The 13,024-nt window shown below is 68.7% G+C and carries 10 protein-coding genes; 3 read left to right on the top strand and 7 right to left on the bottom strand.

Translation table 11 applies throughout. The annotated features are described in order from the left end of the window. Nucleotides 1–319: 319 nt before the first annotated feature. The 3 genes from GGQ91_RS28430 to GGQ91_RS18315 form a co-directional block, all read right to left on the bottom strand. Complete coding sequence (locus tag GGQ91_RS28430; RefSeq protein WP_257787395.1) at nt 320–454, bottom strand: hypothetical protein; 135 nt, start codon at nt 452–454, stop codon at nt 320–322. Between the two features lie 157 nt (nt 455–611). After that, a complete protein-coding gene (locus GGQ91_RS18320; RefSeq protein ID WP_043346664.1) occupies nt 612–1,718 on the bottom strand; it encodes a tlde1 domain-containing protein in 1,107 nt (368 codons plus the stop codon). 230 nt (nt 1,719–1,948) lie between these two features. After that, complete coding sequence (locus GGQ91_RS18315) at nt 1,949–2,743, bottom strand: lytic murein transglycosylase (RefSeq protein WP_182592559.1); 795 nt, start codon at nt 2,741–2,743, stop codon at nt 1,949–1,951. A gap of 680 nt (nt 2,744–3,423) precedes the next feature. On the opposite strand from GGQ91_RS18315, the gene GGQ91_RS18310 reads away from it, so the two are divergent. Continuing rightward, complete coding sequence (locus GGQ91_RS18310) at nt 3,424–4,110, top strand: class I SAM-dependent methyltransferase (RefSeq protein WP_182592558.1); 687 nt, start codon at nt 3,424–3,426, stop codon at nt 4,108–4,110. A gap of 51 nt (nt 4,111–4,161) precedes the next feature. Then, nucleotides 4,162–4,773, top strand: a complete 612-nt coding sequence (locus tag GGQ91_RS18305; RefSeq protein ID WP_053610385.1) for a hypothetical protein — start codon at nt 4,162–4,164, stop codon at nt 4,771–4,773. A gap of 40 nt (nt 4,774–4,813) precedes the next feature. On the opposite strand, the gene GGQ91_RS18300 is transcribed toward GGQ91_RS18305, so the two are convergent. Then, the gene (locus GGQ91_RS18300; RefSeq protein WP_182592557.1) at nt 4,814–6,505 is read right to left on the bottom strand and encodes an aminotransferase class III-fold pyridoxal phosphate-dependent enzyme; all 1,692 of its coding nucleotides are present in this window, start codon (nt 6,503–6,505) and stop codon (nt 4,814–4,816) included. A 32-nt stretch (nt 6,506–6,537) separates the two neighbouring features. On the opposite strand from GGQ91_RS18300, the gene asd reads away from it, so the two are divergent. Then, complete coding sequence (asd, locus tag GGQ91_RS18295) at nt 6,538–7,440, top strand: archaetidylserine decarboxylase (protein WP_043380867.1); 903 nt, start codon at nt 6,538–6,540, stop codon at nt 7,438–7,440. Between the two features lie 1,516 nt (nt 7,441–8,956). Here asd and GGQ91_RS18290 read toward each other — a convergent pair. From GGQ91_RS18290 to GGQ91_RS18280, 3 genes are all read right to left on the bottom strand, one after another. Then, nucleotides 8,957–11,014, bottom strand: a complete 2,058-nt coding sequence (locus GGQ91_RS18290) for an ATP-binding protein (RefSeq protein WP_132252681.1) — start codon at nt 11,012–11,014, stop codon at nt 8,957–8,959. Next, nucleotides 11,011–11,466, bottom strand: coding sequence for a hypothetical protein (locus GGQ91_RS18285; RefSeq protein WP_278306513.1), 456 nt, complete (start codon nt 11,464–11,466; stop codon nt 11,011–11,013). The genes GGQ91_RS18290 and GGQ91_RS18285 overlap by 4 nt, the downstream gene beginning before the upstream one ends. 74 nt (nt 11,467–11,540) lie before the next feature. Further along, nucleotides 11,541–12,824, bottom strand: coding sequence for an SIR2 family protein (locus GGQ91_RS18280; protein WP_007565626.1), 1,284 nt, complete (start codon nt 12,822–12,824; stop codon nt 11,541–11,543). Between the last annotated feature and the right edge of the window lie 200 nt (nt 12,825–13,024).

The following is a 13,024-nucleotide window of genomic DNA, read 5'->3' as shown; positions in this document are numbered from 1 at the left end:
GCCGAGGGGGAGGAAAGACGCTGGCTGGCTTAGCTCAGCAGATTGATGTCGGCCTCTTAGAGGACGAGGCTCGAAAGGACAATCGCTGCAGGGGTTGCATTCACCGTCTGCCTGTCAGGCCCGGATGCAAGCATCGAAGGTTGACGACCACCCTCGGTATGACAGGCGAGCACGATCGGGCGCCGCCGATAGACTGTCCGGGATCGTGCGTCCGGATCCGTGATCGACGTTATCGGATGGACTGGCAACGGCTGATGCTGCGCGACGGCCGGCCGTCGGTTCAGTTCGGCATGACGCGCCCTGGCGTCGTCAAGTCGGTTCAGTCGCCGTCCATCCGGGTGGCGCGTCGCAGCTCGGAGGCGATCCTTTCGGGCGCCTTGGCGGTCTGGACGCCGGTGACCCACCGGTCTCTCCCGATCCGGTGGCAGACGGTACCGGCGACGAGGGTCTCCATGTGCGCGGTCCGAACGGGCCGGAGGATTCCAGCTTGCGGACGCTGCCCATCGCATCGATGAGCGGGCCGGCCTCTCGGTCCGTGACCTCGGACGGCACGACCGGCCGGTTCAAGGCGCGAGGCGCGGCGCGCCGCCGGCTCAGGTCGCGGGGCGGGCTCAACCGCCGTTGCGGGCCATCCGGGTCGTGACCGTACCGGCGGCGAGGCTCGGGAGCGGATCCTGCGTGCCGCTGACCACGACGAGGCGCTGCACCTCGCCGCGCAGGAAGGCCTGAAGGAACCGCTCGTAGTCGCGGAACGACACGCAGCCGTTCGAATCACCGCGCGGCCCCAGCATGTAAGTGTGCGCCAGAAGGCCGACACGGCCATAGACCGCCTCGTTGCCGCCCACCGGCGTGAGCCGGATAGCCCGAACCCCGTGGAACGGCCGCTCGCGCTCGGTGAGATCGTAGGTTCCAGGCGGCGTCGGCCCGCGCATCCGTACATTGACGAGGCGGGGATCGTCCAGCCCCTCCCCGAGACCCGAATGGGCCTCAAGACGCTCGCCGTTCGGCAGCGTCACGGTCTTGGCGGCGATGTTGTAGACGGCCACTCCGCCCGTCGGGCTCGGCGCCGGGGACAGCGCCAGCGGCGGCGAGATGCGCCGTTGTGGCGCCACGTCCGCAGGCTTGCTCTCCAGAGCGGCGTAGGCGAGAGCCGGTCCGCGCTCGATGCCGAAGAGCTTCTCGAGGAAGGACCGCTCGTCGGTCTGGGGAGCGGGCTGCGCCACAGGCGGGACGTCGCGGCGCGCCATGCGCCGGTCGGACCGACGCGCGAAGCCGGTTCCGGCCGGCGCACGGAATTCGGGCGGCCGCGGAATCGGAAGCGGGACGACCATCGCGGCCTGCGGCGGCTCCGCGGCTTTCGGTTCGGTCTCGGCGCCGGGCTCCGGCACGGGTTCTGGTGTCAAAGCGGGCGGCGCGATCTGGGTCCAAGCCCAGCGCGACAGCTTTCCGCCGGCGGCTTCCCGCCACGGATCAGGCGATCCCACCGTTTCCGATTCGACGACGGTGGCCGCCGCCGTCTCAGCGGCATCCGATCTTTCGGTCGACGCCTCCGTTCGGGCGATCTCGATCTCGGCGGCCGGATCCGGGGCGCGGTGCAGGACGCTGCCTCCGAGGGCAGCGAGGGCTACCACGCCGGTGAGCACCGAAAGGGGCGCCAGCCAGGCGCCGCGCGCAGTCTGGGATTTGAGGCCGTCCAGCGGCACGGATTCGACAGCCATGCGGTTGCCCATGCTCCTCGTCGCGAGACGGGGCAGACCGGCGGCGGCTCTCCACCACAGGGGGAGGAGTCGCCGCGGGCGGACCGGCCCCGCTCAAAGCGAGACAGCGGGGTCGGGCCGGCTTTTCTGCGGCGATGCGATGGTCGATCTTGGATTGATCGAGACCATTTTCAGGCGCACCGCCACCAGTGTTCGTGTCTCTAAGACACGGATCTATGTGCGATAGACTGCTAGTCGTTGTCGATTTGACGCCCGAGCAGCGCGATCGCCTTCTCGTAGACAGGGGCCGCGTTCCAGCCCTGGATCGCCGCGAAGTTCGGCTCGCCGGGCTGGTAGCCGGCGCCGGCCCGCCAGCCATGGGCCTTGAGGAAGTTCGCGGTCGACGATAGGGCCGCCCCGACATTGTTGAGGTCGCCGGTGCCGTAGGTAAGCACGTTCTTCGGCAGGAACTGCGTGTGGCCGACCTCGCCATGCGCCGCGCCGCGGGTGCTCGGGGTGAGCAGGCCGCGATCGACGAGGGTCAAGGCGGCGTAGAGCTGATCCGTGAAGTATTCGGAGCGGCGGCAATCATAGGCGAGCGTCGCCACCGCCGAGAGCGTATTGACGTTGCCGCGCACGGCGCCGAAGCCGGTCTCCATGCCCCAGATCGCCAGGAGCGGTCCCGGCGGGACGCCGTAACGCTGCTCGATGGACTCGAAGAGGGCAGCGTTCTGCCGCTTCAGGGCGCGTCCGCGGGACACGATGGTCGGGCCGCCGCGCTTGGCGAGGAATTGGTCAAGCGACAGCTTGAAGCTGTGCTGTCCGCGATCCGCCGAGATCGTGGCGGTGGAATAGGTGGTGTTCTGCAATGCCGCGAGGCTGGCAGCGCTGGCCCGGCCCCGCGCCTCCTCGGCAAACTGCCGCTTCCACGCATCGAACCCGGCCGCTGTGTTGCCGCACTGCGCAGCCTGCACCTGCCCGGCGCTGAGGGCGATCCCGGCAAAGGCCGCGACCGCGATGGTCTGACGCCGCAAATTCTCGATCACGCGAAACACTCCTTCGGCGCGTCCTCGCGCCCTGTCCTGCTGGCGATACCGGGCCACATCTGGTCGATAAGAGGGCGAGAAGATGTCGAAGGGGCGACCTTCACCTTTCTCGCCCTCAAATCATTGCGCATCCGCGGATCTCCGACGAGAGCGCGGTGGCTGCGGTTTGGCGGCATCGTGAATGCCGCGTTTTCAGGCGTAGCCACCGCTTGAGAGGCGCGAGCCACGGTTCAAAGAACAGGCATTGGGCGGATCGCATTCCTGGCGTCGGTCGAAGATGTTCCGTCTGGATCATCGCTATTTTGCCAACGAAATTAGGATTGGCTCGCGCCGTTGACGATACTGTCACAACGCTGTCAAACGACGGACATAGCTTTGCCGGCGGAAAGACTTCTGCGGAGGGGCGGCGTGGGGTCGATGATTGTCGGTGTGGCTCGGCATGAACCAAGAGTCCGCCACCCGCATTTGCGCTCCTCCTGATCGGCCGATGCTGTCTCGCAAAGCTTGCGGTCGATCGGGCCAGGGCGCAGGCGGTCGCGCATCCTCCGCCTGCGGAGCAGCCGGTCCGAACCCGCGCTGACACGACTTCGATCCCGAACGCACGACCGAAATCCGCAACACCGGCGGTCCGACCAAGACCGCCCCTGCGCCGACCTTGCCGACATCGAGACAGGATGCTCATGGCCATCGGAATGCACGATACCGGTTCCTCGCGTCCGGCGACGCTCGGTCCCGATCTCGACCGCGACGGAGTCGCCAAGGCTTATGGCCGTTGGGCGCCGGTCTACGATCTGGTCTTCGGGCCCGTCTTCGCACAGGGCCGGACCCTGGCGGCGGCGGCCGCGGAACGGATCGGCGGCCGGATCCTGGAGGTCGGGGTCGGAACGGGTCTGTCCCTGCCCGCCTACCGGCACGCCCGCAGCATCGTCGGGATCGATATCTCGGCGCCCATGCTCGAGAAGGCGCGCCAACGGGTGGCGCGGCTGCGCCTGCGCAATGTCGAACGTCTCGCCGTGATGGACGCGGAGCATCTCGACTTCGCCGACGCGTCCTTCGACGTAGTGGTGGCACAGTACGTCGTCACCGCGGTGCCCAACCCCGAGGCGGCGCTGGACGAGTTCGCCCGGGTGCTCCGCCCCGGCGGCGAGATCGTGATCACCACCCGGATCGGTGCCGAGTCCGGCTTTCGGCGCGTCGTCGAGCACGCCCTCGCGCCGGTGACCAGCCGCCTCGGCTGGCGGACCGAGTTCGCCTGGGAGCGCTATGCCGCCTGGGCCGTGACTGCACCCGTGGAGATCGTCGAGCGCCGGGCGCTCCCGCCCCTCGGCCACTTCTCCCTCCTCCGCCTGCGCAAGCGCGACGCCTGAGGGCGCCTCACCTCCGACCAGCCCACCCAAATCCGAGCGGGGACGAACACCATGGCGAGTTTTCTGGACGCGCTGCGCGTGCAGCGCTGGGACGATCATCGATACTACCACCACAACCGCATCAACCAGAGCCTGCACGTCGTCAGCGCGATCAGTTTTCTGGTCGCCTATGCCCTGGCGTTCAAGGATCCGGCCACGGCGGCGTTGATCGGTTGGCTCGTGGCGATGACCTCCCGGCAGGCCGGCCATCTCTTCTTCGAGCCGAAGGGCTACGACCACATCAACGACGCGACGCACGAGCACAAGGAAGAGATCAAGGTCGGCTACAACCTGCAACGCAAGGTCGTCCTCCTGGCGATCTGGGCCCTGTCGCCTCTGCCGCTCTATTTCGACCCGAGCCTGTTCGGATTGATCTCACCGCACCAGACCACCGCGGACCTGATCCGCAACGTGGGCTGGATCTGGCTGTGGCTGGCGCTGGCCGGGCTGCTGTTCCGGATGGTGCAACTCTTCGTCCAGCGCGACGTGCAGACCGGTCTCGTCTGGGTCGCCAAGATCCTTACGGACCCGTTTCACGACATCAAGCTCTACCATAAGGCGCCGCTCGCGCTGCTGCACGGCGAACTGGTCGAGGAGCAGGAGCCGCACGAGCGCGGGGCCTAGGGCTGGATCCCGCGCCGAGCGCGCGGCTCGGCGCCCCGGATCAGTCGTGATCCGGGGCGCGCAGGCCCAGCCGGGTGCCGAGCCTGCCCAGGCGCACCGCCGCGACCTCCCGCAGGATTGACCGGCGGATCGCCTTGTCGCTGGGGGCGCCACCCTCCCACCACCCATCCGACCGCATCGCCTGCGCCGCCGCCACGAAGCGCGTCGCCACGGCGTCGAAGGCCGCGTCGTCGTAGGCGAGGCTGAAGATCAACCGGCCGGTCCCGACCCACGACAGGGCCAATCCCTCCGCGCGCAGGTAGAATTGCAGCATCCAGTTGTAGCGCGACGGCTTGGTGTACAGGACCGTCCACACCGTCGACATGTTGGCGACCCGCACCGGCAGGTCGGCGTCCGCCAGCAGGGCGTTGAGGCGCCGCGCCCGCCCGTCCCAGGTCGCGTCGAGGTCGGCATAGAGGACAGCGACCGCTGGGGTGTCCAGCCGTTCGAGGAACGCGCCCATGGCGCCCATCACGTAGGGATGGGCATTGAAGGTCCCGCGGGCGAAGCAGATGTCGACCGGACGATCGTCCCGGTAGCGGCGCATCAGGTCGGCGCGCCCGCACAGGACGCCGACGGGCAGCCCGCCACCGAGCGTCTTGCCGTAGGTGACCATGTCGGCACGCACGCCGAAATACTCCTGCGCGCCGCCGCGGGCGAGGCGGAAGCCGAGGAAGACCTCGTCGAGGATCATCACGATCCCTCGGGCGCTGCACACCGCCCGCAGGTCGTGGAGCCACTTGGTGTAGGCGGCGCGGTCGAAGGACGCCCTGCGACCGCTGTCCACCAGCGCGGAATCGGCCGGCGCGCCGGCATTCGGATGCAGGGCCTGGAGCGGGTTGACGAGGACGCAGGCGACGTCGCGGCGGGTGGCGAGCACCCGCAGCGTCCGCTCCGACATGTCGGCCAGGGTGAGCGTGTCGCGGGTCGGGACCGGGTTGCCGATGCCCGGCTGCACCTCGCCCCACCAGCCGTGATAGGCGCCGCAGAGCCGGACGATCCGGCGCCGGCCGGTGTGGTAGCGGGCAAGTCGGACCGCCTGCATCACCGCCTCGGTGCCCGACATGTGGAACGAGACCTCGTCGAGTCCCGAGATCGCCTTCAGCCGCGCGACGTTGCCGGAGACGACCGAGTGCAGCGGCCCGAGGACGGGGCCGAGCGCCGCGACGCGGGTGGCGCCCTCCTCCAGACAGGCGCGGTAGAAATCGACGCCGAACAGATTCACGCCGTAGGAGCCGGCGAGGTCGTAGAAGACGTTGCCGTCGAGATCCGTGACGGTCACGCCCGCGGCCGACGCCGCGAAGGCGCCTGTCCCCAGATGCGCGCGCACGTGGCGGGCATACTGGAACGGCACCCGGTACAGCCCGGTGAACTGCAGATCCGAGAGGCCGTCGCGCACCGCCTCGGTCTCGGCCCGCGTCCGGGCGAAGCGTGTCCGGAACCGGTCGGAGAGCCCGGCGAAACCCGCCTCGCGGCGCAGGGCCACCGCTTCGTCCGGTTCGTCCGACCGGAAGAAGGCGCGCTCCGAATAGGCGTAGTGCGGGATCAGCCCGGCGACGCGCCGGGCCATGCGGGCATGGCCGGTGAGCGAACGGTGCTTCGCCCGCGACAATTGCAGGCGCTCTGCCGCGCGCGGCAGGGCGAGAACCGCGGCAGCGGCGGTGGCGGACAGGGTGATGAGGAGCGCGGACATCGCCCCGCGCCCTATCGGAGACGGTTCACGGCATGATGACGGTTGCCCGATCCCGGTTGCGGGCGGTCCTGGCGCGGGTCGGCGCGCAGGAGGATCTCAATTTCCTTTTGACGAACCGCCTTCCGCGCCGGTTCGCCACCCGGTTCATGGGCCGGTTCAGCCGGATCGAACAGCCCCTGGTGCGCGACCTCTCGATCGCGACGTGGCGGTTGTTCTGCGACGTCGATCTCCGCGACGCCGAGGAGACGCGCTTTCCCAGCCTTCACGCCGCCTTCGTGCGCGCCCTACGCCCGGGCGCCCGGCCGGTTGCCCCCGATCCCGCAGTGCTCACCAGCCCCAGCGACGCGATCCTGGGCGCCCATGGCCGCATCGAAGCGGGACGCCTGTTTCAGATCAAGGGCCTGTCCTATCCGCTCGCCGATTTGCTCGGCGGCGACGTCACGCTGGCGCGCGCCCATGAAGGCGGCTGTTATGCCACCCTGCGGCTGACGGCCGGGATGTACCATCGGTTTCACGCGCCGCACGATCTGCGCGTCGAGTCGGTCCGGCACATCTGGGGCGATACCTGGAACGTGAATCCGATCGCGTTGAAGCGTGTCGAGGCGCTGTTCTGCCGGAACGAGCGCGCGATCCTGCGCCTGCGCCTCGCGGAAGGCGGCCATGCCGTGACCCTGGTGCCCGTGGCGGCCATCCTCGTGGCGGGCTTACGCCTCGGCTTCTTGCCCGAAGGGCTTGCCCTGCGCGAGACCGGGGGGCGGACCTTGCCCAGCGCCGCGCATCTGGCGAAGGGCGCGGAGATGGGCTGGTTCGAGCACGGCTCCACCATCGTGGTGCTGGCACCGCCGGGCTTCACGCTCTGTCCGGAACTCTCCGTGGGGTCGCGTCTGCGCGTCGGCGAGCCCCTGATGCGCCTTCCGGAGCCGCCCATCCGCTGACGATCTGCGCCGCCCTCGCCCGCACCTTTCGCGCCGGGCTGGAGAAGCCGCGCCTTGCCGACCCGGCACGCTCTGCGATGCGCTTCACTGGGGACTCACACGGCCCCGATCAGCACGCGACGGGCAGGATGCGCCGGCGCTGCCCACCACGTGCGCGCGCCTCCCGGCCCGGCAGAGGCCGGACCGTGCTGTACCGCGCCATCACACAGGCTGTCATTTCTCGGCAAAGCTTGTCCTGATTTGAGGGATCCCCACAGGGAGTGCTCTCAAATGAGCTTGGCCCAAAGCACACGGAACTCTGTCCTTACAGATCCATGCTTACAGAGAAGTTTGACCTTGTTCGCGAACGGCCCCTCACGTCCGCTCAGCCTCGCGTTTCCGCGTTCTCGACCGACTGCGGCTTCCTCAATGGCTCGGAGGATAACAGATTGCCCTCGTCTCACCGTCACGCCGGCACAGTTTTTCGGATTGAGGCGGCTGTACTACAGCCTGGTTCCGGAAACGAGTCTGCGCAGCACAGCCCGCAGTAGATCCGACAACCCGCCTTGGCGCAAGCTAACATGAGAATTTGTCTTGATTTCTGTTACTCCCCGAGGGGCGGCCTCATTTAAGTTTATCTCGATTTGTAGGGAACGTGGTCCGCCTGCTCCCTAGACCCGACATGCCCAGGCGCGGATGCCTGGTCCAACCCTTGGAAACAGAGGCCGGCATCAAACCCGATGCCGGCTCGATCATAGGGCCGATGGGTCCAGACCGCACCCTTAGTGTGATCTGCGGACCGGGCCATGCCCTTCGGGTTTCCGTACTTTCTTTTCGGAATGGCCGCGAGGATACCACCGGCCCCCAACGCCGGGGTGGGCATCCGGTCGAGCGCCCAGATCGGTCAGGCCCGCGAAGGCGTCCTGGCGGTCGGCTCGGCTGGCTTCGCCGATACAGTCGCTGCGGTCCTCACGTGGTCGGATCGGCCGCTCCACGATGATCTGGACGGCGGCCCGGCACGCACGAGGAAGCCGCCTCGGGACGAGGCGAGCCGGACGGCTAGGACAGCCGAGGCAGACTATCAGGAAAGCGTGTCCCGATTTGCGGCCCTGCCAATGGTATGCACTCAAGAGAGCTTGTCCCGATTGTCAGGGAATCCTGTCCTCACGCCCGGGATGTGCTTGAACCCGATGGCCTCCGCAGAGGGGCGCCCGTGACCGCGCGCCCCTCTGCGGACATGATGATCCCCGTGTCGGGCTTGAGCCAGGACCGCTGGCCGGGACGAAACCTTTTCGATTTCGCGGCCTGATCGGGCATCCACTCCCCGGAATTGCCGCGCGCAGGAATGCTCTCCGCTTTCGACGGGCAGGGCGCCACCCACGTCGGACGGGGTCTGCGGAGAGCGGGGAGCGTTTGCGAGGCGGTCGTCGAGCTCCCTGCCCTCTTCCCTCGTCGAGGTCACGAAATCGGGGACCGCGGGTCGAAGCACCGGTCCGGGGCGAGCACAGTCCCGACGCCGTCGGTAATCAAGGCCGTTTCAGCTCGCCGCGCTCAGGTCCCTTGCCCTCCTGAGCACGCCGACCATGGCTGGTGCGATGTCCGTCGAGCGAGTGACCGAGGCACCCCCGCCGGGAACAAGATCCAGGTCGTGGCGGCGACCGAGCGCCGTGGGCTCGCTCATGAGGCGCCGGCACAGCAATTCCGCCAACGACGGATCCTCGACGGCACAGACGATCTGCCGGCCCGACCGCTGCAGGGCCGACAGGACCTCGACCAAGTGCAAGGCCCGGAAATCATCGATGTGCTGGACCGGGTCGTCGAGCATGAGCGTCCGCCAATTGCACCACGGCCGGGACAGGTGAACGGAGAGGAGGAAGGCCAGCCCGGCCGCACGCCTCTGCCCGCTGCTGAACACGAATTGCGGGTTCAAGCCGTTGCCGACCCGCAGGCTCAGGAAACGCCTGACGTCGCCGCGTATGCCGTAATCGATGGTCCGCCACTCGGAATGCGGGCGAAGCCGCTGGTACAGCTCGTTCAGCAGCGGGCTGATAACCGCCAGGCGCTCGTCGATGATCTCGGCATTCGTCCTGCGGACCGTACGGTCCAGCGTCCGGGCGGTCGTCACCGCAGCGTGGGCGCGCGCGAGCCGGTCGCTCGCGTCGTCGGCCTCTGCCCGAAGCGCTTCGAGGCGCGCTTCGAGCTCCGTTACGCGTTCCACCGCCTGCGAAGCTTCCAAGGTGAGGATGCTCCGTTCCAGGTCGATCAACCGACTCCGTTCGGCCTCCACCACCTCCTCCAGGGCCTCTGGGTCGTAGGCCAGCTCTCCATCCAGGGAACGTCGCACGAGCTCGGCCGAAAGCGCCTCTTCCCGGGCTTCCAGCTCGGCTTGGGCGGACGCGAGGCGATGGACGACCGTCTCGGCCTGCTTCAGGATCTCGCCGGCATCCTCGACCCGGGTTCGGGCCGCCGCGACCTCGCCTCGCGCCTCCGGCACTGCCGACCGCCGGGCGGCGAGGCGCTGGCGCGCGGATGCGAGCCCCGTCTCGAACTCGGGGGCGCCCTGCGGCGCGCGGCATAGCGGGCAACGGTCGTCATGCAGGCCGATCCGGCTGCCGTGATCGACCAGGATCGCGAGCGACGCGGCGAGGCCGTCGCTTTCCTGTTCCCGGTCCAGGCGCGCCTCGGCGGCCTGCAGCTGGCGGCGGGCTTCCTGGACCGCGACCTCGGCTTCGGCCACCGCCACCGCGTCCCGGCCTGCGCTGTCGCCGTGTCGCGCGACCGTGTCGCGCAATGCGGCCACCGCGCGAGCCTCGTCGGCGACCCATCCCATCTCGCCGAGGTTCGACCGGCGCCTGGCCAGCGTCTTCCGAGCTGCCGCGACCCGAGCTCCCAGGTCGGGGCCGGCCCCAGGCGTAAGCTCGTCCAGGGTGGCAAGGACGGCCGCGACGTCCCCGGCCTGCAGGGCGACGTCCCGGATCTGCTCCAAGTCGGTCAGCGCCGCGGTCAGACGTGCGCGCGCCTCCTCATAGGCCTGCGCGGCGGCGTTGTGTACGGCCTCGGCGGAGGACAGGGCCTCACGAGCCTTGGCGGCGTAATCCGGACCCTCGATGGCGCCCAGGGCCCCGCGAACGAACTCGAACCGTTGCGTTTCCGTCAGGTCGAGGCTGAGCGCAGCGATCCATTCGTCGCGAATGATGGATGTCCTGCAGACCTGCTGGAGGGCCCGCTCGGGCTTCGCGCCCGGAACGCAGAGCATCGCCTCGATGCGTGCCGCGTCCCGGTCTGCGCCGGTCTCGCGCGAGCGCGTCACCGCGAAGCCGCTCCCGTCATCGGCGCGAAATCCCACGGTGACGAAGTGCGCCTCCGGGTGGCCTTCGCCGCGCCACCAAACGTAGTCGTCGAGGCTTTCCTTCGCCGCCTTGTCGACGAGGTATTTGTCGATTTGGCCGGTGAGGGCGAACTCGACCGCGTCGCACAGCGTGCTCTTCCCGACGCCGTTGCGTCCGCAGATCACGGTGAAGCCAGTGCCGAAATCCACCCGTTGGCGCTCCAGGAAGCCCCGGAAGCCGCACAGTTCGAGGTAGTCGAGCCTCATGGCGCATCCACCAGGATGCGCGCCACCTCGGAAGCGCTCGCAGCGCCCAGGAACGCGGCCACCGCGTCGTCCGGCAGGTCGCTCAACCGCGCCCGCAGACGGGCCCGGTAATCGGCCCCGCCGATCTCGGGTGCGCTGAGAACCGGCAGGAGGGGCAACAACGTTCTTCGCAAATCGGCGACCGTGCGCAAGTCGCCGCGCGCGATCTTTCGGGTCATGGAGAAGTCCTCCTCGATCCGCTCGATCTGCCGCGCGAGGGCCGGTTCGGAGCCGCAAGCCAGGAACAAGGCGTAAACGTTCCAGGCCTTTGTGCCTGCAGAGCGCAACGAGGCCGCATGCCGGCCGAGCGTGGCCTGCTGGATTTGCTGCCAATCGGCGAGCAGGCTCTCGCCGCTCGCGAAGACGTGCAGGAATCCGACGACCGCCGCGTTCTCGAAGCAGACGACCGGCACGCTGCCGCCCGGCCAGGTCCAAGTCTCATAGCCTGCCGACCGGAGGAGCACCTCGGATTGAGTCGCTATGTCCATCAAACTTCGAGCTCCCTGCGGGCGGCGGGAAGGTCGAGCCATGCCGCGGAGGCGCTCGGCCGGATTATGTCGCCCGGTCGCCCTTCCCGAACGACGTTCAACGGCAGGCCGACGTCGGTGGCTCCGGCGCAGACCACGATGTCGGCGACCTCGAACGGCGTCTCCCTGAACCGGTCCTGCACCGTCTGGAGCAGCATGCCCGAACCGTTCACGACCCTGATCCGGCGGCCCGCGAGATCATAGCCGACGGGGGTCTGGCTGGCACCGGCACGCCGCAGCAACAGGTGCGCGTAGCCCAGGACCTCGGACGGCCCCGGGTTCCGCAAGGTCGCCGCGGCGGTGGCCGGCACGCCCTCGGCGTCCCGTCGAAGGTCGTAGAGTTCCTCGCTGCCCAGGTCGGGCGGATCGAGCCAGCCCGCCTCGCACTCCGCCCCGAGCTCGCTCTCCAACGCGGCGCGCCCGGCGTGCAGGACCTTGCGTAGGTACGCCTGGGAAAACGCCCTCCGGAGTTCGTCCAGGACTTCGGCCCCCGAACGCTGAACATGCGTGAACCGGACGTTCTCCGAATTGGCCAGGGTCCAGAGTTCGGGCGCCTTGGCCTGCAGGACGTCCTCGGGCGCCAGGTCGACCAGCGTCACCGACAGCGGCGCGACGCCCGTCAATGCCTCGGCGAGAACGGTGTTGAGATAGGACCAATCCGACCAGAAGCCGACGACGAGCAGGTCGCTCTCGCGGAGGTGGTGGGCCATCCACGTCTTAGTCTTCTCGATGCGCGCGGCGATCACCCGGTCCTCGGTGAGCTGTGAGGCCGTCCAGACCGTGGCGCGCCGCTCGCGGACGGAGCAGCCATGAAATTTGAGCAGGGGCGCGTGCTTGCGGGCCTGGACCTTTGCCTCGTCGCCGTCGAGGGAGGCGAGGAGATCGAACCCGTATTCCTGCGCGCGGCGCTCGATCAGGGTGTCGTAATTCGCCGACACGACACCGGCGGCCAAGCGCGTGATCAGGAAGTCCGCCACCGCGGCGTGCCCGACGTTGGGCGGCCGGACGAAATCCTCCCAGGGCACGAGAGCGTCGATGAAGACCGACCCGAGCATGTCCTCCTTGGCGAAGATCTCCGCCAGGGACTCCAGGTCGCCGCGCAGTTCCTGCGGGCACGCCGGATCGATGCTCATGACATAGCGGTCGTAGCACCTGGCGGCCACGGTCCAGGCCGACGGCAGGGAACTCGGCGGCGCCATCGACAGGCCGGCGCCGCAGAGGAGCACGAGGCGCCCGGCTTCCATGGAGGCGAGCAATCGCGCACGAACCGCCGCGTCCAAACCGCCCCCCTTCGTCCGCCGGATCTTCGCCAAGGCGATAGACCGGAGGCACGCCTAAGGTAAAGCAAGGTGATCCGGCTTCCCGTTGCCCGCACCTAGGGTTCACCGGTGCGTCGCACCCTGGAAGTCTCGCCGGCATAGGTGCGCGTGACCGCCGGGGCGAT

The organism is Methylobacterium fujisawaense (genome assembly GCF_014138435.1).
GTDB classification, from domain to species: domain Bacteria; phylum Pseudomonadota; class Alphaproteobacteria; order Rhizobiales; family Beijerinckiaceae; genus Methylobacterium; species Methylobacterium fujisawaense.
This window is presented reverse-complemented; position numbering and strand designations above follow the sequence as displayed.